Origin of the sequence: Siphonobacter sp. SORGH_AS_0500, from assembly GCF_031453245.1 — a bacterium.
GTDB lineage: Bacteria > Bacteroidota > Bacteroidia > Cytophagales > Spirosomataceae > Siphonobacter.
The window spans coordinates 21,960-40,979 of sequence record NZ_JAVIYT010000004.1 but is presented as its reverse complement, the minus strand read 5'-3'; the positions used below and the strand labels follow the sequence as shown (position 1 = coordinate 40,979).

At 44.7% G+C, this 19,020-nt stretch carries 20 protein-coding genes; 6 read left to right on the top strand and 14 right to left on the bottom strand.

Going from position 1 to position 19,020, the window contains the following annotated elements; all coding sequences use genetic code 11:
- Positions 1 to 224: 224 nt before the first annotated feature.
- Genes QE357_RS20790 through QE357_RS20775 form a run of 4 tightly spaced genes read left to right on the top strand, consistent with a single transcriptional unit; the run spans position 225 to position 2,056 of the window.
- On the top strand, positions 225 to 842 hold the full coding sequence (locus QE357_RS20790; RefSeq protein ID WP_309711859.1) for a TetR/AcrR family transcriptional regulator: 618 nt from the start codon (positions 225 to 227) through the stop codon (positions 840 to 842).
- Positions 843 to 901: 59 nt separating this feature from the next.
- A complete protein-coding gene (locus tag QE357_RS20785; RefSeq protein ID WP_309711855.1) occupies positions 902 to 1,267 on the top strand; it encodes a rhodanese-like domain-containing protein in 366 nt (121 codons plus the stop codon).
- 4 nt (positions 1,268 to 1,271) lie between these two features.
- The gene (locus tag QE357_RS20780; protein ID WP_309711852.1) at positions 1,272 to 1,736 is read left to right on the top strand and encodes a hypothetical protein; all 465 of its coding nucleotides are present in this window, start codon (positions 1,272 to 1,274) and stop codon (positions 1,734 to 1,736) included.
- A gap of 2 nt (positions 1,737 to 1,738) precedes the next feature.
- A complete protein-coding gene (locus QE357_RS20775; protein ID WP_307143566.1) occupies positions 1,739 to 2,056 on the top strand; it encodes a DUF3817 domain-containing protein in 318 nt (105 codons plus the stop codon).
- Positions 2,057 to 2,390: 334 nt separating this feature from the next.
- Here QE357_RS20775 and QE357_RS20770 read toward each other — a convergent pair whose 3' ends face one another.
- Together QE357_RS20770 and QE357_RS20765 are read right to left on the bottom strand one after the other, a co-directional pair.
- Positions 2,391 to 3,818, bottom strand: coding sequence for a hypothetical protein (locus tag QE357_RS20770; RefSeq protein WP_309711847.1), 1,428 nt, complete (start codon positions 3,816 to 3,818; stop codon positions 2,391 to 2,393).
- 46 nt (positions 3,819 to 3,864) lie between these two features.
- Positions 3,865 to 4,200 carry a hypothetical protein gene (locus tag QE357_RS20765; RefSeq protein ID WP_309711844.1) on the bottom strand — a complete coding sequence of 112 codons (336 nt, stop codon included), beginning with the start codon at positions 4,198 to 4,200 and terminating at the stop codon, positions 3,865 to 3,867.
- Positions 4,201 to 4,672: 472 nt separating this feature from the next.
- Here QE357_RS20765 and QE357_RS20760 point away from each other — a divergent pair, with 472 nt between their 5' ends.
- Entirely contained in the window at positions 4,673 to 5,545 is an 873-nt protein-coding gene (locus QE357_RS20760; protein ID WP_309711841.1) for an SDR family oxidoreductase, read from the top strand.
- A gap of 70 nt (positions 5,546 to 5,615) precedes the next feature.
- Here the strand turns inward: QE357_RS20760 and QE357_RS20755 are convergent, their stop codons facing one another.
- The 12 genes from QE357_RS20755 to QE357_RS20700 all read right to left on the bottom strand — a co-directional run bounded on the left by QE357_RS20755 (position 5,616) and on the right by QE357_RS20700 (position 16,908).
- Positions 5,616 to 7,211: a catalase gene (locus QE357_RS20755; RefSeq protein WP_309711839.1), complete on the bottom strand. Its 1,596-nt coding sequence runs from the start codon at positions 7,209 to 7,211 to the stop codon at positions 5,616 to 5,618.
- Between the two features lie 11 nt (positions 7,212 to 7,222).
- The gene (locus QE357_RS20750) at positions 7,223 to 7,705 is read right to left on the bottom strand and encodes an ankyrin repeat domain-containing protein (RefSeq protein ID WP_309711836.1); all 483 of its coding nucleotides are present in this window, start codon (positions 7,703 to 7,705) and stop codon (positions 7,223 to 7,225) included.
- A gap of 109 nt (positions 7,706 to 7,814) precedes the next feature.
- Positions 7,815 to 9,977 (bottom strand): molybdopterin cofactor-binding domain-containing protein, encoded by a 2,163-nt coding sequence (locus tag QE357_RS20745; RefSeq protein WP_309711833.1) that lies wholly within the window; start codon positions 9,975 to 9,977, stop codon positions 7,815 to 7,817.
- Between the two features lie 12 nt (positions 9,978 to 9,989).
- Positions 9,990 to 10,448 (bottom strand): 2Fe-2S iron-sulfur cluster-binding protein, encoded by a 459-nt coding sequence (locus QE357_RS20740; protein WP_309711830.1) that lies wholly within the window; start codon positions 10,446 to 10,448, stop codon positions 9,990 to 9,992.
- 52 nt (positions 10,449 to 10,500) lie between these two features.
- Positions 10,501 to 11,079 (bottom strand): 4'-phosphopantetheinyl transferase superfamily protein, encoded by a 579-nt coding sequence (locus tag QE357_RS20735; protein ID WP_309711827.1) that lies wholly within the window; start codon positions 11,077 to 11,079, stop codon positions 10,501 to 10,503.
- Positions 11,076 to 11,324, bottom strand: a complete 249-nt coding sequence (locus QE357_RS20730; RefSeq protein WP_307143559.1) for an acyl carrier protein — start codon at positions 11,322 to 11,324, stop codon at positions 11,076 to 11,078. Before QE357_RS20730 ends, QE357_RS20735 begins: the two co-directional genes overlap by 4 nt.
- Positions 11,321 to 12,589 carry a beta-ketoacyl-[acyl-carrier-protein] synthase family protein gene (locus tag QE357_RS20725; protein WP_309711822.1) on the bottom strand — a complete coding sequence of 423 codons (1,269 nt, stop codon included), beginning with the start codon at positions 12,587 to 12,589 and terminating at the stop codon, positions 11,321 to 11,323. Before QE357_RS20725 ends, QE357_RS20730 begins: the two co-directional genes overlap by 4 nt.
- Entirely contained in the window at positions 12,582 to 13,025 is a 444-nt protein-coding gene (locus tag QE357_RS20720) for a 3-hydroxyacyl-ACP dehydratase FabZ family protein (protein ID WP_309711818.1), read from the bottom strand. Before QE357_RS20720 ends, QE357_RS20725 begins: the two co-directional genes overlap by 8 nt.
- Positions 13,019 to 14,089, bottom strand: a complete 1,071-nt coding sequence (locus tag QE357_RS20715; RefSeq protein ID WP_309711815.1) for a type III polyketide synthase — start codon at positions 14,087 to 14,089, stop codon at positions 13,019 to 13,021. Before QE357_RS20715 ends, QE357_RS20720 begins: the two co-directional genes overlap by 7 nt.
- Complete coding sequence (locus tag QE357_RS20710) at positions 14,068 to 14,781, bottom strand: methyltransferase domain-containing protein (RefSeq protein ID WP_309711812.1); 714 nt, start codon at positions 14,779 to 14,781, stop codon at positions 14,068 to 14,070. Before QE357_RS20710 ends, QE357_RS20715 begins: the two co-directional genes overlap by 22 nt.
- Positions 14,762 to 15,880: an FAD-dependent oxidoreductase gene (locus tag QE357_RS20705; RefSeq protein WP_309711809.1), complete on the bottom strand. Its 1,119-nt coding sequence runs from the start codon at positions 15,878 to 15,880 to the stop codon at positions 14,762 to 14,764. Before QE357_RS20705 ends, QE357_RS20710 begins: the two co-directional genes overlap by 20 nt.
- A 65-nt stretch (positions 15,881 to 15,945) precedes the next feature.
- The gene (locus tag QE357_RS20700) at positions 15,946 to 16,908 is read right to left on the bottom strand and encodes a TIGR03885 family FMN-dependent LLM class oxidoreductase (protein ID WP_307143646.1); all 963 of its coding nucleotides are present in this window, start codon (positions 16,906 to 16,908) and stop codon (positions 15,946 to 15,948) included.
- Positions 16,909 to 17,480: 572 nt separating this feature from the next.
- Here QE357_RS20700 and QE357_RS20695 point away from each other — a divergent pair.
- A complete protein-coding gene (locus tag QE357_RS20695; RefSeq protein ID WP_309711806.1) occupies positions 17,481 to 17,942 on the top strand; it encodes a MarR family transcriptional regulator in 462 nt (153 codons plus the stop codon).
- Positions 17,943 to 19,020: the final 1,078 nt, after the last annotated feature.

Sequence of the window (19,020 nt, the reverse complement as noted above, 5' to 3'; positions counted from 1 at the left end):
CCTATGTAATTCGCTAATTTACCCAGGCCCATCGGTTCGAATCTTCGCTCTGACTGCTGGGCTGCCTTTCATTTTACAAATGGAGAAAACTTCCAATATAGCACCTTTGTTTGAGTTGTGTATCTTTCCTGTTTCTTTTTCGTGTTCTGCTGCATTTTTCATGAAATTCTTTACCGTTCATCACATAACTCAGAAACGGGCTTGCTAAAAACATACCAGTTAGTATGTTTGTCTTTCCACAAGCAGAACATGATATGTCCAAGGCGGCTCAGACCCGGCAGAATATTCTTTACAAAGCCTTTGAAATGATTTACCAAAAAGGCTTCCAGGCCACCAGCATCGATGAAATCATTGCTACGACGCAGGTAACGAAAGGTGCTTTTTTTTATCATTTCAAAAATAAAGAGGACATGGGGCTGGCCATGATCCGGGAGTTTTTGGCTCCGGGAATGCAGGCAGCCATTATCACTCCTCTAAGCGATTCCAAAAATCCGCTGGATTCGATCTATGACATGATGCATTATCTATTATTAAAGGATCCTTTTTTCAATTCAGCCTATGGCTGCCCGGCGGTTAATCTGATTGATGAGATGTCTCCCGTTAACGCTTTATTCAAAGAAGCATTGCTGGAAATTTCGAAGGAATGTCAGAGAGCCATTCAGGTTACGCTGCAACGCGGAATTGAAAACGGGCACCTTCGCAAAGACGTTGATGCCAAGCACGTTTCCATCTTTATCATAATGAGTTACAGCGGCGTTAGAAACATGGGAAAACTCCTCGGTCCAGCCTGTTACCCGGTTTATCTGAAAGAATTGAAAGCCTACCTGGCTAACCTGACTTAAAAAAATTTACACTAAAAACATACCATTTAGTATGTTTTGGTCCACAAATGGAATTTCCTATGAAAGTTATCCTCATCACACTGGGCTTCGCGGGCCTCTGTTATGCTTTCTATAAAGTCTATAGTCGCTGGCATCTCGAGAAAAATCTGGATGACATACTCAACAGCGAAGCCGTAATTCTGGACGTACGAACGGCCCGGGAATTTGCCGAAGGGCATTTGCCGGGAGCTATTCACATTTCACTGGGAACGATTCGGGAGGCTGACATTCCTTTTGGCAAGAATCAACCTGTCGTCACTTACTGCTCCCATGGCTTACGAAGTATCAAAGCCGCTGCCATTCTGAAAGCCAGAGGATTCACGCAGGTCCACAACGGTGGGGCCATGAATGATCTTGTCCAACGACTGCCCCCTTCTCAACGTTAACTACATGTATTCAACTTTATTAGTCCTCCATTCTTTTGTTCGCTGGCTGGTAGTACTCAGTTTATTAACAGCTCTGGTTCGGGGATACCAAGGCTGGTTTCGGGCAGATGTGTTCAGTAAAACCGATTACAGACTCCGACACCTCACCGCAACTTTTGCCCATATCCAGCTCATGATTGGTTTTCTCCTGTACTTTCAAAGCCCGCTAGTGGCCATTTTTCGCTCGGGTGATTCGCAATCGGAAGTCCCGCTGGACATTCCCTTTTTTGGGTGGATGCACATCAGCCTTATGACGCTTGCGATTGTTGTAATTACCGTTGGCTCTGCCCTAGCCAAGCGACAACCCAGTGATTTGGCAAAGTTTAGAACAATGGCAATCTGGTTTTCAATAGGTTTACTTATTATTTGTATAGCCATTCCCTGGCCTTTTTCTCCCCTGGTTAATCGTCCTTACTTACGCTCTTTTTAATTATGCTTAAATTCATCACTACTAATATTGGCCGCCTTCGCCTGATTTCTCTACTCGAAGGACTCTCGCTTTTGGCTCTCCTCGGAATTGCCATGCCGATGAAGTATCTTAACCATGATCCTTCATTAGTAAAGGCCATTGGCCCTGTTCACGGCATTCTGTTTCTGCTGTTTATCATGAATACGATTAGTGTAGGCATTGAATACCGCTGGAAATTTACCGAAACCACCTGGAAGGTACTGCTGGCCTGCATCATTCCCTTCGGAACCTTTTACGTGGACCGCACCATTTTATCTCCCTTGCAGGAAGCTCAGTCCTGACAATTACCTTATTTCTTTGGTTATCCAGAGTAAAGGATCTTATCTAGTTATCGAATGACGTAGACAAGTCCTCTTCCACAGTCGCCTGACTTAGGCCGAGTGATGAAGTAGAATGTAAGCCTCTGAAGAAGGCATCAAAAGCACTTTAATACCTCTTAACTTTTTGCCTAAGACGGCCAGAGGCCTATAGCTATGCAGTCACTCGGCAAAGCCGAGCGACTGCGGGTTACAGAGAGTGGGAAGTTTTCGAACGTAAAGTTTTAGTCTGTATTCATTGATTCGTCGTTCCAAGTGACTTCGAGTTAGCACTTGTAAAAGTGGATCGTTCTGTAATTTAATATCCTAGAAGAGTAGCCACATTCACTTTTGAGACAATGCCGAATGTCCAACGCTCACCAATAGAGATTGGATTTTGTTTAGGTCTTATATAGCGACCATTGTCAGCTATATCATTTATTTGAAGATAAAATCCTCCTACAAAAGGTCTACCATCCTTGAAAAAATATGTGCTTACTCCTAAATCTGTAGAAGTAACAGATGTAATAGCTTTTACAGGTATCTTATGCCTAATATATATGCTAGGAGCAATCGTAAATGTATCGTCAGCCTTAAAAAAATGAAGATAATCAATATTAAAATTCCATTGAGTATACCTTTCAAAGGTACCTGTATAAGCAGTAATATCTTGTTTTGTAGAAATTATACGATGCAGCGTATCTTTAACGCTTGCTTCTGCCAAAGAATAGTTTATAGAAGTTAGCTCATTAAAAGAACTTTTTCGTTCGATACCAATTGTTGTACCAAAAATTCCTTTACCTCCAATATGTATATTGCATCCTAAATCCATATAAAAACCAGTAAATGTTTTATCAAGTATACTATTGTCAATTTTTTGGCTATCTATAGGTAAAACTGCATATTTAAAGCTTAATCCTGTCAACCCAAACCTAAAAAAAATAGTTTTTCTTTCTTTCCAGTATTTTCTATATTTACTAACCGCATCTAATGCATTATCTAGTAATTTAATTACAGGCTCAATTTTATTAATATAATCGCTTTGATATAATTTTTCTGTTTCAAAAGCTAAAAGTTCATAGTATTTATTAAGGGCTTCTATCTTAGCACTATCATCCTTCACCCAGCTAGGTATATCAGATGAAGCAGATGAGAACCCAATAGACCATTGTGAAGGTTTAATGTTTTCTGTTTTTGAAAGTATAGTATTAATTTCAGATTTAAGACTGTCTTTATAATCTTTTAATAATACATCTTTACTTGCTAAATCTTCAGCTTTATCTATAATTATTTTTCTATAATTTGCAAAAGTATTCTGGGTTAAAATCCTATATCTTTTAATTAAGTATTCATATTCAATTATTTTGACCGACGCTGAATCTGTTAAATTATCTAAAAATGACCACCCAATAATTCCACCAATTTTGGCGTCCGGAACTATATTACCATTATTAAATATTGTAGCTATACCATTTGCAGCTTTTGCCCGTGCATTGATTCCCCATACCATTCTTCCGTAGTGCATTTTTTTATTTAAATCTGATATAATATTTGAAGTATCAAGCCATAATTGTTTATTAAATTTCTGACGAGAGGTATTTAGCCATGCCCCTAAGCGATAATTTTTGAATCCATTATAGTTAAAATCAAAAGATTGTTCGATTAAATTGAACCCAAAATTACCACCTTGAAATAATATAGAGCTTTGTCCTTTAGCGTCCCCAGTTATGACTTGTGAAAAGGTCATATTAATTGTCAATAACAGGAGCCATGTTCCATTTAATATGGAATATCTACAGAATTGCGACATAGGTATCTTTATTAGGTCCGTCATTGTTTGTGTAATTACTTTTGACTAAATGAGGTTTGGTTTCTTTATCATTAACCCAGATTTCTAATTCCCAACTCCAATCATATCTATTATCATGAACGCTAGCGATAACCACAAGCCTAAATGGATTTTTGTCAGTGTAAAAATTTGAAATAGGTAGACTTGAAATATATAGATCTATTCCTATTTCATTAGAATATTTTTTATATTGATTAGGATTAATGCTCAAAAATGGACCAAATGAAATAGATGAAAAAACAACATTTTTAGATTTAAGGCGAAAACGTAAACTAGCCATATGCTTGAGATTATCTAAATATTATAGAGTTAATGATATTTTAACTGATTTTCTTGTAAAAGAATATAAATAAATTTTTAATTAAAATCCCTATAAATGGGTAACAAAAACATGCACTCCAAACGGCAGGCATGTTCCTTTATAATAATTTGAAAACTATCATTACTCACTATACCTCAATTCAGACCCATTAAACATCCCATCTCCCATAACTTTTGCAATCGATCCCACTCGTACTGCACGGTTTCATATTTCTCTTCTCGCGTTTCCATACGATCACCATTGCTTGCTGAAAGATATTCCTAAGAGCATTGTCACCATCGCCAATTGGACCTATGCTACTTGTAAATCGTTTTAAGAATCTGTCAACAGCGGTAAGCATAAAGACATTTCTATAATTCCCCTTTCGTTTTCTTACAATTTCTGAAATCATGCTTTGCAGAATTTTGGGGTGTTCAAATAAAAACATCCTATGCAAACGCCATCCTTATTAATAACTGGTGCTACGGGCACCATTGGTTTGGAGTTAACTACATTGCTCCAACAAAAAGGCTATTCTTTCCGAGTCATGGTTCGATCACTGGAAAAAGCTGAAGTCTGGAAGTCAGTTCCTTCGGTAGAAGTGGTTATCGGTGATTTTGATGAACCAGAAAGTTTAGAAAAAGCCTTAACGGGCATCGATCGAGCCTTTTTACTCACTAATTCTTCCGCCAAAGCAGAAGAACAACAGTTAGCTTTCGTAGCTGCAGCCCAGCAAACGGGCCTCAAACAGTTGGTCAAACTTTCCCAATTTGCCGCCGAGGTTCATTCTCCCGTCCGTTTTCTACGTTACCACGCCATCGTTGAAAAGGCGATACAAGACGCTGGGATTTCGTATACCTTCCTACGCCCTAACCTTTTTATGCAGGGCTTACTAGGCTTTAAAGACGTTATTCAAACGAAGGGAATGTTTTTTGCCTCCGCTGGAGACGCTCCCGTCAGTGTGATTGACATTAGGGACATTGCCCGAGTCGCTTTTCATTGCTTAACGGAAGATGGGCACGCTGGGAAAATCTATCCCTTAACTGGACCACAGGCCCTGACTCATACCGCAATGGCCGCTGAACTTTCAAGGGCTGTAGGTAAAGAAATTCGTTATGTAGATGTGGAGCCTGAAGTCATGCATCAGGCCTTACTGGAAGTAGGTTTTCCGGAATGGCAGGCGGCCGGACTTATAGAAGATTATGCTCATTACAGTCGCGGTGAAGCATCACTGGTTACCCCAACCGTAGCAGAAGTAACCGGGCAATCCGCTTCTCCTTTTAGTCGTTTTGCGAACGATTATCGGGCTGTTTTCGGGAAGTAATGGATCAGGTAACGCAAAAGAGCTGGACTAAAAATCCAGCTCTTTTACCCATACACTTTTGGTTAGTCAATTAATAAGGCTTGGCCTCATGTTCCTGCTCTTCAGCAGAATGAGCGGCTTCTAAGGTAGAAGTTGTACCGATGGGGCCTTTCTGAATGCCCTGACCCGCAACGGCTTGTAAGCCTTCTTCAACCCGACGACCGTAGTCTTCATCGCATTGATAAAAGAGTTCTACCATTTTCTTTTGCACCTCTTCGTGGGCCGAAGCCAGTGTATTGACCAGATTGGTAATCAGATCTTCCCGCTCCCAGTCTTCAAACGTACGGTAACGTTCGCCAGCCTGAGCAAAATTATTCTGACGGTCAATTTTCTGACGAACCAATTTCGCAGAATAATGAGGTTCGTAATCTTTACCCGCCTTCGGAGCTTCTTTCAGTCCATTCAGTCGGGAAGGCTCGTAGTTTACGTGCGGATTTGCTCCTTTAGCGGCGTCAACACTATAAGCCATTTGTCCATCCCGCTGGTTGGTCGCAATATGGGTTTTAGGGGCATTGATAGGCAGTTGTAGATAATTGGTTCCGACCCGGTACCGCTGGGTATCAGAATACGAGAACGTCCGGCCCTGAAGCATTTTATCATCCGAAAAATCCAACCCATCTACCAGTACTCCCGTTCCGAAAGCAGACTGTTCTACTTCAGCAAAGTAGTTTTCTGGATTACGGTTCAGCGTCATTTTTCCTACAGGTAACCAGGGGAATTGATCCTGAGGCCAGAGTTTGGTATCATCCAGCGGATCAAAATCCAGCTCTGGATGGTCATCGTCGCTCATGATTTGTACGAATAACTCCCATTCAGGGTAATTACCGTCTTTGATGGCTTCGTACAGATCCTGAGTGGCGTGGTTAAAGTTCTTGCCCTGAATTTCCTCCGCCTGTTGCTGCGTCAGGTTTTTAATACCCTGTAATGGCTCCCAGTGGTACTTCACCAGTACTGCTTCCCCTTCCGCATTCACCCATTTATAGGTGTTTACGCCTGAACCCTGCATTTGCCGGTAGTTGGCCGGAATCCCCCAGGGTGAAAACAGGAAGGTAATCATGTGCAGAGCTTCTGGCGTACCGCTGATGAAATCAAAAATACGTCCCCCATCCTGCTGGTTGGTTAAGGGATCGGGTTTGAAAGCATGCACCAGATCCGGGAACTTCATGGCATCCCGAATGAAGAATACCTTCAGGTTGTTACCTACCAGATCCCAGTTGCCATCTTCGGTATAGAACTTAACCGCAAAGCCACGGGGATCTCGTAAAGTCTCCGGCGAATGTCCCCCGTGAATAACCGTGGAGAAACGCACAAAGACCGGCGTTTGCTTCCCTTTTTCCTGAAAAAGTTTTGCTCGGGTATATTTAGAGATGGGTTCGTCGCCAACAGTTCCGTAAGCTTCAAACACGCCGTGAGCTCCCGCTCCCCGAGCATGAACGACCCGCTCGGGCACGCGTTCGCGATCAAAATGAGAGATCTTTTCAAGGAACTGGTAGTTTTCCATCGTAGCCGGACCACGATTACCTACCGTTCTGATGTTCTGATTATCCGTAATTGGATGTCCCTGTCGGGTAGTCAAGGTTTTTTTGCCGTCAGAACCGTTCTGACCTGCACCGTTTTCATTACTCATAGTTATTTGATTTAATTAGAGGATTTGCTCGTTTGTAAAGAAGCTACCAACATTTCATAGCATTCGGCATTTTCCTGAATCATGGCATGATCGATGGGATTTTTTCCAAAACGATCCTGAACGTATGGATTAGCTCCGTACTCCAGCAGTAGCTGTACCAAATCTTTATGCCCAAAGGTGGCGGCGAAGGTTAAAGCCGTAGCCCCGTTTCCATTCACCGTGTCTACATTAGCTCCGTGTTCGAGTAAAATGCGGGCAATTTCGGTACATCCCTTAAAGCATACACCCATCAAGGCGGTATTGCCCATGCCGTCCTGTAGCTCAGGGTCAGCCCCCGATTCCAGTAAGAGCGTAACGGCTTCTGGATGCTGGTAATACGCAGCCAGAATCAGTGGTGTACTTCCCCGCGTATCCCGTTCATCCACCGGAGTGTCCTGAAGGTTAGCTTTTAATGCTTCAATATTATTTTTTCGGGCTGATTCAAAAATATCCATAGTCACTCGTAGTAGGTATGATTATAAGTTGAGATAAGGACAGACGCTAGGATGAAAATCAATGATTTTACTTGCCTGAATAATGCCCAATAATCGTGCCAAAACCATGCTAATCGTTGGGTGTGATCTGCTCCTGATAGCTTTCTTTTAGCAGTGGAAAGTCCCTTACCCGGTGCCCGCTAGCCCGGTAATATGCGTTAGCCAGGGCAGCAGCGGTGGGTCCCTGAACGGCTTCTCCGGCTCCAAGCGGCTTTTCTTCGGGTCGATTAATGACCTCTACTTCGACTTCAGGAATTTCGCTCATGCGTAAAATTGGATACGAATACCAATCGCGGGAAACGGGTTGGTGAGTATCAAATTTTACTTCTTCTTTAATGGTCCAACTGGCAGATTGAATCATTCCGCCTTCGGTCTGATTTTTAATACCATCGCTATTAATGACTTCCCCGGCATCAATTACGGCCCATAATTTGAGCACCCGAACAGAGCTTTGCACAACGCTGACGTGGGCGGCTACGGCACAGTAGGCCGCCGTATTTTTATACCGGGCAAAGGCAATGCCAATGCCTTCATTGGGTCTAACGGGTTCTTTTTCAATGAGCAATTGTAATTTCTTCAGCACTTCGATGGCCCGATGATCTTTCAGGTGCATGATCCGAAAATCGAAGGGATCTTTGCGGGCTTTTTCGGCCAGCTCGTCCATGAATGACTCAATGGCCAATACATTTCCATAGCCTCCCAAACTTCGCAGGGCGGATACCCGCAGCGGACCACTGAAACGATGAGCCGTAATGTCGAGATTGGCAATGGCATAATAAGGTTCTGAATTACGCACCATGCCGCCGTTTACTTCCAGTTTTCTGCTAGGCGTGAAGTCTTTCTTGAGGTAACGGGCGGGAAGTAAGTTTTCGGGATTCCCGCCGGGCCGGGTGCTGTGCGTATCCGACCAGAGGTCATATTTCCACTCCTGGATGTATCCCTGATCGTCCAGCCGGGCTTCCACTTCGAACACCATGGCACTCCCATAAGGCTCCCAGGCGTGTTCGTCTTCTCGGGACCATTGCAGTCGAATGGGTGTTTCAGGTATAGCCAGGGCCAGCAAAGCCGCTTCAGCTGCGACATCGTCGGCCCCATTGTGACCATAACAACCGGAACCCGCTACGCCAATGACGTGAATTTGTTCGAGCGGTAAGTCCAGCATCTGATGAATCGCTTCCCGCAAGGGATACACCCCCTGCGAGTGCGTCCAAATCTGTAATTTTTTGTTTTGATACCAAGCCACCGCACAGGAAGGACCAATGGAGCCATGCATCAGATAAGGTTTCACATATCGGGCTTTCCAGGTAGCATTACTGGTAACCTGTCCGCGTTGCGTTACTTTATCCGTTTTCCCGGGTAATGATTTTAGATAGGTAACTAACGTTTTCTGAGCGGGTAATGGCTTACCTTCTGACCAGCGAATCTGGTTTTTAAGCCAGGTTTGAGCCTGTGTTACCTCGAATTCATCCGGGCCGACAATTCCGATAAAACTACCATTAACGATGGGCTTATTCAGACCCGGAAATTGCTTTTGAAGAGCCGCTTCATTAAATGACTGGAGCCGAGACTCATACGAAGGCGGGCGGGCAATGCGGGCGTGAAGCATGCCGGGAAAACGTAAATCCTGCACGTACCAGGTTTCTGCTCTGACCATTTTCTCAATTTCACCCCGGTGTATGGGTTTGCCCACCCACTCGTACCTATGCTTTGGCTTTAAGGGTACTGGCATTCGTACTTCATCCCGAATTTGCTGTCCCTGTAAAACCTCTGAAAAACGGCGTTGCTGCCTTTTATAATGGATAACTCCCTTTTTAATCTCCAGCCGATCCACCTGCGTTTGAAACTGCTGAGCAGCCAGTTCCAGCAGCTTCTGGCGAGCCATAGCTGCGGCATATCGAACGGCTATGGCACTATTCTCAATAGAAGCACTCCCCGCCGTATAGGTTTCGTTGGGTGTACGTTCGGTGTCGGCCATAACTACTTCTACCTGGTGTATCGAAAGATCCAGTTCTTCCGCTGCCATCTGGGCTACGGCTGTGCGAATCCCCTGTCCCATTTCTATCTTTCCGGTAAAAACCCGTACGCTTCCGTCGGCGAGAATTTCTAGCCAGGCATTTACCTGTGGCGTTTTCTTTAAACTTCCGGGTAACTCATCGGCCTCCGGAAAAGGTAATGCAAAGCCAATCGTTAGCACGCCCAAGCTTTGCATAAAGGTTCGTCTCGTGGTTTTCATTGCGGCAGACATTTATCGAATGACTCGTTTCACCGCTCTCAAAAAACGAGCCTGCGTTCCGCAGCGGCAATGCACCCGTTCCAGTCCCTCCCGAATGGCGGCATCATCGGCTTTCGGATTTTCCGCTAATACGGAAACGGCTGACATGAGCATTCCATTCAGACAATACCCACACTGAGCTGCCTGTTCGTCAATAAAAGCCTGCTGAAGTGGATGAAGTTTCTGGGCCGACCCAATACCTTCCAGTGTAGTAATTTCCTGATTTTTAACTACCTCAACGGCAATCATGCAGCTAGGCTGGGCTTTGCCATCCAGCAGCACCATGCAGGCTCCGCACTGTTGCAAACCACAGCCAAACTTGGGACCATTAAGTTGCAATTGATTGCGAAGGACGTATAATAAAGGAGTAGTCGGATCAAGGGTAAGCGTATGCGAGGCTCCGTTCACCCGTAGTTGTAGCGTTGTTTTCATGCGTTTGAGGTTAGATACTCGCTTAACTAAAATGATCGGGCCAGCGATTTCTTTATCGTTGGGCTATGAAGAGAAAAGCTCCGAAATGGCCATGATGCGTGCAGGGAACCAGGAGTTGCCCATGCGACGAAGTAATAGAAATAATCCCTTCCGGGGTTCGGCTTAGAGTCATTTTCGCCGATGAACCAAACCGTTGGTAAAAGTGCGAACAGATGCTTTGCTGCATTGCTGCATGCTGACTGGTATAATCTGACTTCCTAAACGGGACGATGATGGGTTCCTGAAAAGCCGTTGTGTGAGAGGAGACTGTTACTATGTATGAATCCCTTAAAAAAGACTGGGTATAGAAGCGTTGCTGGGTATAATAGACTTCCCCGCTCATGAACTTTGCATCAAAGCTATTGATCTGACAGACAAGGGCCGTTGTAGCATAACGCCTTACGGGATTTTGTATGAACGATAACTTATAGGCACTTTCTTTCATACTCCAGAGTGTCCAGACCATGACATCGGGATCGGCAGCGGTAGTAATAAGCTGCTGTTCCTGTGACGAAAAAACTTTCGCTAAAAAGCCTTTTCGTCGCCAGTGGCTATCTGCTTTTGCCTGAGCCCAGTCCACCAGATCAATCATGCCAGCTTTTCTCTGATAATATCCATGGCCGCCCCGACGGTTAACATGCGTTCCATGGCTTCGTTATCAATGGTGATGTTATAAGCCTCTTCCACGTCCAGCACAATATCCACCAGATTGGCGGAATTGATTTTCAGATCTTTCATTAAATCGGTTTCCGGGGTAAGGTCTTCCCAGGCTTGCGTGTCCTGCACGTAAGGCTTAATAATGGTTTTGAGTCGCTCGATTACTTCTACTTCGTTCATGGATATTTCTTTAAAATCAGACAGGCGTTTACGTCTCCAAAACCAAAATTGGCTTTTGCTACGGTAGTAACCGACTGGCGGATCATTTGTTGAGGAATCCGATCCGGCGAGATCAGGGCCGCCGTTTCGGGGTGAAGATCTTCACTGTTGAGCGAAGGGTACATAAAATCATGGTGTAACTCCAACACCGCAGCCACGCTTTCGATGGCTCCGGCTGCACTCAAACAATGCCCTACCATGCCTTTCAGGGAGTTAATAAAAGGGAAATCGCTCCCCTGCCGCCCCAAAGCCTGCGTCCAGGCCAGAATTTCAGCCGCATCTTTGATCGTCGCCGTCAGATGACCGTCAATCAAATCTATAGCTGAACCTTCAACCTCTGCCGATTCAAGAGCTTTCTCAATGCATCGACGAACCGCAAAAGGATTAGGGGCCGTCAGGGTACCACCCTGACGCTGCCCGCCCGAGTTTACATGCCCACCCAGAATTTCGGCATAAATGGGAGCTTTTCGCTCTATAGCACTTTCCAGACTCTCGACCACCAAAGCCCCGGCCCCACTGCCGGGTACGAAACCCGAAGCCGTAGCACTCAGCGGTCGGGAAGCCTGTTCGGGATAGTCGTTGTGCTGGTACGTCATGACCCGCATGGCGTCAAAACCGCCCCAAATGTACGGCCCATGATCATTACAGCTTCCCGCCAACATGCGGATAGCCTGTCCGTTTGCCACGCGTTCGTAAGCCATGAGAATGGCCTCCGTTCCCGTAGCACAGGCCGACGAATTAGTTGTAATTTGGTTACCCATTCCCAGCATTCCGCCCAAATAAGCACTGATGCCACTGGCCATGGTTTGCGTTACCACCGTACTTCCCAGCCGTCGCACCTGACCTTCGTCCACTTTATAAATCGCTTCCCTGAATTTATCAACACCGAGCATACCCGTTCCAAACACCATCCCGCTTTCCCAGTCGGGCTCGTTTTCAGCCGGAGCCAGGCCTGCGTTTTGCCAGGCTTCCATGCCCGCAATAACGCCGTACAAAATACCGCTGGAATTGAGTTGCTTTAATTGTAACTCACTGAAGTAATGAGCTTTAATAGCATCCGTAACGGGCGGAATCCCTCCTACCTGACAGGAGAATTTCAGCTCTGCCAGTTGGGGCAAAAAGCGGATTCCACTTCTTCCGTGCTGAATGGCTTCGGTAAAGGCCGGAATGCCCACTCCATTGGGAGCAGCTACGCCCAATCCCGTAATAACGACCCGTTTACGCATCCGTTTTGGCTTTAAACATTCCGGCAATAGACCCCCGACAGACGAGTTCGCCCGCTTCGTTATGCATTTCTACCTGACACTTTAGTTTCTGAAATCGGAAATATTCTTTTCGAGAAGTAACCCTGACGGTTTCTGCAGGATAAACGGGACGATAAAAATCGATCTGCGAAGACGTGAGAGCTACGGCTCCTTCTTCCAGAGCGGGTTGTAAGAAAATACCCAGACAAACCACGCCGATCTGAGCCATCACCTCCGTTAGTATCACACCCGGTGTAACGGGGTAATCTTTGAAATGACCCTGGTAATAGAAGGCATTTTCTGGAAAGGTATAACTTCCTTCAACACCGTTCTCATCTATACGTGATAGCTTTCCAACAAACAGAAAAGGTTCGCGGTAAGGCAATTTAGCCCGGATCGTTTCTTCGTTTATTACCATTGCAGTAAGACCCGCTGGGCCGTAAATCCGGGACCAAAACTGAGCATGAGGCCGTACGATCCGCTTTCAGGTTTCCGATTCATAAATCGCTCCAGCACGTATAACACGGTGGCACTCGACATGTTACCGAATTGCCTTAATACTTCCCGCGTGTCGTCCAGATTTTTGCCCCATTGCCCAAATAACTCTTCCACAGTCTCGACAATTTTCTTACCACCGGGGTGAAAAATCAGGTGTGAGATGTCTGAAGGGCTCAGCTTATTTTTAGCCAGAAAAGGCTCAACAATAGCCGAAAAGTGAGCCGCAATGGTTTCAGGAACCGATTTATCCAACACCATTTGTAAGCCCGAATTGGTCAGATCAAAACCCATGATTTCAATGGAATCATAGAAGTGATACATTTCCTGATCCAGAATTTCAGGGCCTTCGTCTGCTTCGTCCGAAGAGAGTAACACGCAGGCCGCTCCGTCTCCGAAAATCGCCGCACTAACGATGTTGGCCATCGAATAATCATCGAGCTGAAAGGTGGCCGTAGGAGCTTCGATAGCTAATACCGCCGCCCGCTTACCGGGGTTAGACTGAAGAAAATTCTTTGCGTAAATAATGCCGGAAACGCCCGCAACACAACCCATCTCCGTCACGGGTAAGCGAACGACATCCTGCCGCATCTGGAGTTTGTTAATCAAAAAAGCATCCACCGACGGAATCATCATACCCGTACAACTGACGGTAATGAAATAGTCAATATCGGTGGCTTTCCACTTCGCCTGAGTAAGAGCTTTGGTTACCACTTCCTCCCCTAACTTAACGACTTCCCGACGGTAAATCAGGTTTTTGTCCTCAAAGGTTGTTTGAGTAAAAACCTCTTCTGGCGACATGATGGAGTACCGTTGATCAACAGCCGCGTTTTCAAAAATCTTACTTACTTTTCGTTGAAAACGAGAATCCTGCCCAGCCAACCAGGTATCCAGAAAAGGTAAAATATCCTCCGTCGCCCGCGAATGGGGCGGTAAGGCTTTGGCTACAGTGGTAATGCGAACACTCATATATTTTTCAGAATCCATTGGTAGCGGAAGGCCCATTTCCAACTCAGATGAACGGAAGCAAAGGAAACCTGCCGCGAAAAGGTTTGTAGCTCGTGTTTTTTAAAACCTCGCAGAATGGAAATCAATCCGTCCTGACGAGTCATATCCTTAAGGCGGAAAACCCGGCACACCAGATTGAATAACTGGTAGGCCAGCTTACTTCGCTGTAGATCGTTGATGATGACGCCAATGCGGGCTTTTGCATTGAATAGGTTCATGAGGTATAGAATCTCGGTATCACTGAAATGATGCATCGTTAGCGTAGCCAGCACCAGGTCGTAACTTTCCTCCGTAAATGCAGGACTAAAGACATCGATCACTTCATAGGAAATCTCCGGGTAATCTCGTGACAACTCCTGAGCGTGAGCAATGGTAAAAGCGTTGGCATCTACACCCCGGATGGTGAAAGCTCGCTTGTTTTTCCGACCCCACGCTGCCACTTCCCGGCACATGTCGCCATTCCCACAGCCGATATCCACCACCGTAATACACTGGCTTTCAGAAACTTCAGCCATTACTTTTTTTAAACCATTCAAGGTAACGGAATTCCCTCCCAGCCAGCGGTTAATGGTGGCGATTTCGTCCAGCGTCTTTCGTAACTCTTCGCCTTCCAGCAAAAAATCATCCATTACTTCGGCCTGCTGGCTACGTTTATGAGTATTGATGGACATAGGCAGGGGGTATTAATTCTCCGTGAGTTTGACGAATGATAAAAGATACTAATCCAGGTACGTTGGGAGCTAGCCGGGCCAGGGCGGCGGTTAATCGGGGTTGTTGGAGCACATGTTGAACCAGCCGCCCCGCCCGAAGACGAGAATTGAATTTCCGATGCCAGGCTTTGCTATACTGACTTTCCAATTGAGAGCGGTTCCCGTGTTGCCGATACGACGTAATGGCTTCCACCGCCAGCCGGGCACTGTGAATAGCCATTGCCATGCCGTTTCCACACAGCGGATGAATCAGCCCGGCGGTATCACCGCAACGTAATACGTGATTCTCTACCGCAGGCTTGGCCGCAAAAGAAATCTGGCTAATGGTCAGAGACTTTTCAAAAAGCGGTTGAGCTCTCGCAAAAAAATCTTTCAGAAAAGGATTCTTACTCATGACCTGCTGCTGGAATTCTTCCGGGGTACGGTAGGGTTTAAACACTTCCGTTTGAACCAGATAGCAGGCATTTACCCGCTCTTTCTCGACTTTAGAAATTCCGCAATACCCACCCGAAAACGTATTAAGAGCAATCAAGTTTGAAGGAAAATCTAGCTGATAATGCCCTTTTATCGCCATCCAGGGGGATTTTGGTAACTGCTTATCCAGAGCTGATCGTTTTCCATAAGCAGCGATCAACAAAGGGGCTTCGTATGCTTTATCTTGAAGCGTAGTGACCTCAAATCTATCGTTCACCAATTGCCAGGAAGTAACCTGATCCTGTATAATCCTAACCCCGGATTTGCGGGCCTGATCCGCCAGAGCCTGATCGAGGGTGAAACGGCTCAAGCCAAATCCGCCCAGCGGAAGGCTGGTTTGTAGCGGCTGACCGGCAGGTGTGGTCAGTAAGAATTCTGAAATCTCAGAAGGCTGAAAGGTGTCGATTCCTACTCCCAGCGAATCCAGATACGGACGAACTTCGTTTGAGATATATTCCCCACAAACCTTATGATTGGGAAACACCTGTTTCTCCAGCAATGTGACCTCAAAACCCAACTGAGCCAGATGGATTCCCGCCGTTAGCCCCGCCAGGCCCCCTCCTACAATTAGTATATCTGAACGCATAGGTTTGAGGTCTTGAATCTATCTTCCTGAATAAGACCTTTCAGCGATAAAATGTTTTCAGGTTTTTACTTCAGCAGTTGAGGTAATACCTTTTCGCCAAAAGCGTTGATGAAAAGCTCCTGCTCGGTATTCACATTATGCAACATGAGACGCTCAAAACCCATCTCGACATACTGTTGTAACCAGGCCACATGCTGGGCAGGATCGGCTGAAATATGAATCATTTTGTCGATGACCGCCGGATTTACCTGATCGCCCAGGTCATCAAACTGGCTGGGATTTCGCAGCTCAGTTAATACACTGTTCGGTAGTACATTACTTTTCCACTGTTCATGGGCCATTTGCTGGGCTTCCTGCTGGCTTCGGGCATAGGATAGCTGTACTTTCAAAAACATCGGTTTATTTTCTCCACCGCCCCTCCGAAACGCATTCACTACTTTTTTCAGGTCATCCATCGGTTGGGAAACGGTGATGAGGGCATCTGCCCAGCCCCCTACCCATTGAGCTGTTTGGGGCGTAATAGCTGCTCCCACAATCAAAGGATTAACAACGGGACGGGTGTAGAGCTTCGCTTCATCGACCGTTACTAATCCTTTGTGAGTTACGGTTTCACCCGCCCACAGAGCTCTAATGATGTCCACACATTCTTTCAAACGTTGATTGCGGTCTTCTTTCCGGGGCCACTGATCGCCAGTGATGTGTTCATTTAGAGCTTGCCCGCTTCCCACCGCAATCCAGAAACGTTCGGGAAACATTTCGGCCAATGTTGCCGCAGCCTGAGCGATAATGGCCGGATGGTACCGCTGACCAGGGGCATTGACAACGCCAAAATCCAGAGAAGTAGCCTGCAAAGCCGCTGCGAGCCAGGACCAGGCAAATCCGCTTTCACCCTGACGGGTAGTCCAGGGATTAAAATGATCGGAACAGGAACCTGCCGTGAAACCCGCTTGCTGGGCTTGTTGCACAAGCTTCAGTAATAAACTGGGTTTAAATTGTTCGTGTGAGGAGTGATAACCAATTTTTAGCATACAATTCGGAAACGTGAGTGAATGATGCGTCACCTCCCGAAAAGGATTATGCCATTTATTATTCTTTACCTCCTTAACAACTTAATAAAGCGTATCAATTAAGTATAAAATAGTATTATCTTCGTCTTATTAATAATCTCGTAAATCATTCATGAGAGTAACCCTATCATAAACCTTACTTCCCTCCGTAAGTAATGCCCATGCTTTATACTTTAATACCATTGATGTTTTTCTAAATTAATTCAAAATACCGCTTACTAGATTCTATTATTTTCAGTTAGCCTTCTCTAAAAGATATGCTTCAATATAGAATCAGCTACTTTTTATGACCTTTAAGAGGCAATTTATCAACTGTTTCCGTAATGAATTTGACCTATATCTATCAACCCAGGTTAGATTTTAATGAGGAATTAATATTTCAACGAACCTAATTAACCCACATTTCGAATGTCTTATTTATCATTTTCCATTTTTGATCAGAAGTTCGTTTTGCTAAAGGTTCGTTTTCAGTTTTTTATTATCTTATCGGTAAGCTTGCTTGCTGTAATGGTTTCATCATTTAACTCCTACTTATGAAAAGCGAAAATGCCATTACCCTATCTACCTTCAGTATGTCGGAAGACAGTAATGGATTTCTATTGTGGAAAGTCAGTAATCTCTGGCAGCGAGAGCTGAAAGCTCAGCTTGATCCTTTTGATTTAACGCACACCCAATTTGCCCTGCTGGCGAGTGTGGGCTGGAATAGTCTTTCAAAGGAACAGGTTACGCAGGTTGATTTATCCGAGCACACCAAAGTCGACCCCATGACGACGTCAACCGTAGTTCGGACCCTTGAAATGAAGGGGTTACTGACTCGGACTCCGCATAAAACCGACACTAGGGCAAAGGTAATTACCCTGACACTCGAAGGAAAGTCAACGTTGGAAGCTGCCATTGAGCGAGTGGAAAATTTTGAAGACGAGTTCTTCGAGTCTTTCAAAAATTCTGACGAATTAAAAAACAGCCTTCAATTGCTACTGAAATATTCGCGATGAAGCGATAAAATAGTTATCTTCTACTAACTATTCATTTTAAAAAATTTAAGTACATTTGTCTAGTAAAAATTAAGTTTATTAAGTCAAATAACTTAATAAATCGTAAGCTCCAAAAACTAAACTGAAATCATTTGACGCTCTTCCTGGTAATAAGGAAGAGCGTTTTTATTAATCAATAGGTATTGATTGTAATGACTTTCTAAAACTCCTGGAAGTTCCGAAAAATTTCTTTCGGAAAGAACTACTAAATGGTGTATCTGTCGTCATCTAGCTCTTGGCTAAACGGCTTGTTATTCATTCCACTACTAAGAATAAACTTCTTCGCTTGTTATTTTATCGTCCGTTTTAATATACTTAATATACTCTTTTCAAAAACTCATGAAAGTTTATTTTATCTTTATATTTATTAATGAATGATAATTGCATTAATTCTGCAAACAAACGCGTTTATTCGCTAAGGCTTTATACCTTTGTTTTGATCTATTTAAACTACTCAGTATATACTTGTAACTAAAGCGGAACGTTACTTATTAATTTTTTGAAAAAGACTTCCCCTGCCTGAGCTTAAATCCCTTCCATTTAATCGAATCCAAATTTTTGTCAATAGGCTATTCATATTCGCGAAAATAGTACGGAAGTATACCTGCCAAATTGGTTATTATCAGGGCATAACCTTCGCATTCTTCCCAATCCTGAAAAGGCTTTAGGCGATTTAGTCTTAAAGATTTTTTCTCGTAATTCTGTTGATACAGGCTAAGTCGCAGATAGGATTTTTCGCTTTGGGTCATACGTGTACTCGAGATCATTTTACCCGCCGTCGCTCGGCTCTGCTAACTGTAAGCCTCTGGGACCATCTATCTAATAGGTAACTGAAAGCTTGTTTAACTTATTAAATGCTTTGGTTACCACTGGCCAAAGGCCTGGATATTATATTCGTCACTTAATAAAGCCGAGTGGCTGCGGGAGTATTGATTTCCCTTCCATAAAGCATTCACCTCACTACATAAGATCCTTCGCTTCGCCCTGGATGACCTTAAACACCTTATATACTATCGCTGCCCGTGTGGTCCTGTTAGTT

Excerpts from the sequence above, each read along its gene's own strand:
- QE357_RS20790 (WP_309711859.1), top strand. The coding sequence starts at position 225 with ATGTTTGTCTTTCCACAAGCAGAACATGATATGTCCAAGGCGGCTCAG.
- QE357_RS20785 (WP_309711855.1), top strand. The coding sequence starts at position 902 with ATGAAAGTTATCCTCATCACACTGGGCTTCGCGGGCCTCTGTTATGCT.
- QE357_RS20780 (WP_309711852.1), top strand. The coding sequence starts at position 1,272 with ATGTATTCAACTTTATTAGTCCTCCATTCTTTTGTTCGCTGGCTGGTA.
- QE357_RS20775 (WP_307143566.1), top strand. The coding sequence starts at position 1,739 with ATGCTTAAATTCATCACTACTAATATTGGCCGCCTTCGCCTGATTTCT.
- QE357_RS20770 (WP_309711847.1), bottom strand. The coding sequence starts at position 3,818 with ATGACCTTTTCACAAGTCATAACTGGGGACGCTAAAGGACAAAGCTCT.
- QE357_RS20765 (WP_309711844.1), bottom strand. The coding sequence starts at position 4,200 with ATGGCTAGTTTACGTTTTCGCCTTAAATCTAAAAATGTTGTTTTTTCA.
- QE357_RS20760 (WP_309711841.1), top strand. The coding sequence starts at position 4,673 with ATGCAAACGCCATCCTTATTAATAACTGGTGCTACGGGCACCATTGGT.
- QE357_RS20755 (WP_309711839.1), bottom strand. The coding sequence starts at position 7,211 with ATGAGTAATGAAAACGGTGCAGGTCAGAACGGTTCTGACGGCAAAAAA.
- QE357_RS20750 (WP_309711836.1), bottom strand. The coding sequence starts at position 7,705 with ATGGATATTTTTGAATCAGCCCGAAAAAATAATATTGAAGCATTAAAA.
- QE357_RS20745 (WP_309711833.1), bottom strand. The coding sequence starts at position 9,977 with ATGAAAACCACGAGACGAACCTTTATGCAAAGCTTGGGCGTGCTAACG.
- QE357_RS20740 (WP_309711830.1), bottom strand. The coding sequence starts at position 10,448 with ATGAAAACAACGCTACAACTACGGGTGAACGGAGCCTCGCATACGCTT.
- QE357_RS20735 (WP_309711827.1), bottom strand. The coding sequence starts at position 11,079 with ATGATTGATCTGGTGGACTGGGCTCAGGCAAAAGCAGATAGCCACTGG.
- QE357_RS20730 (WP_307143559.1), bottom strand. The coding sequence starts at position 11,324 with ATGAACGAAGTAGAAGTAATCGAGCGACTCAAAACCATTATTAAGCCT.
- QE357_RS20725 (WP_309711822.1), bottom strand. The coding sequence starts at position 12,589 with ATGCGTAAACGGGTCGTTATTACGGGATTGGGCGTAGCTGCTCCCAAT.
- QE357_RS20720 (WP_309711818.1), bottom strand. The coding sequence starts at position 13,025 with ATGGTAATAAACGAAGAAACGATCCGGGCTAAATTGCCTTACCGCGAA.
- QE357_RS20715 (WP_309711815.1), bottom strand. The coding sequence starts at position 14,089 with ATGGATTCTGAAAAATATATGAGTGTTCGCATTACCACTGTAGCCAAA.
- QE357_RS20710 (WP_309711812.1), bottom strand. The coding sequence starts at position 14,781 with ATGTCCATCAATACTCATAAACGTAGCCAGCAGGCCGAAGTAATGGAT.
- QE357_RS20705 (WP_309711809.1), bottom strand. The coding sequence starts at position 15,880 with ATGCGTTCAGATATACTAATTGTAGGAGGGGGCCTGGCGGGGCTAACG.
- QE357_RS20700 (WP_307143646.1), bottom strand. The coding sequence starts at position 16,908 with ATGCTAAAAATTGGTTATCACTCCTCACACGAACAATTTAAACCCAGT.
- QE357_RS20695 (WP_309711806.1), top strand. The coding sequence starts at position 17,481 with ATGAAAAGCGAAAATGCCATTACCCTATCTACCTTCAGTATGTCGGAA.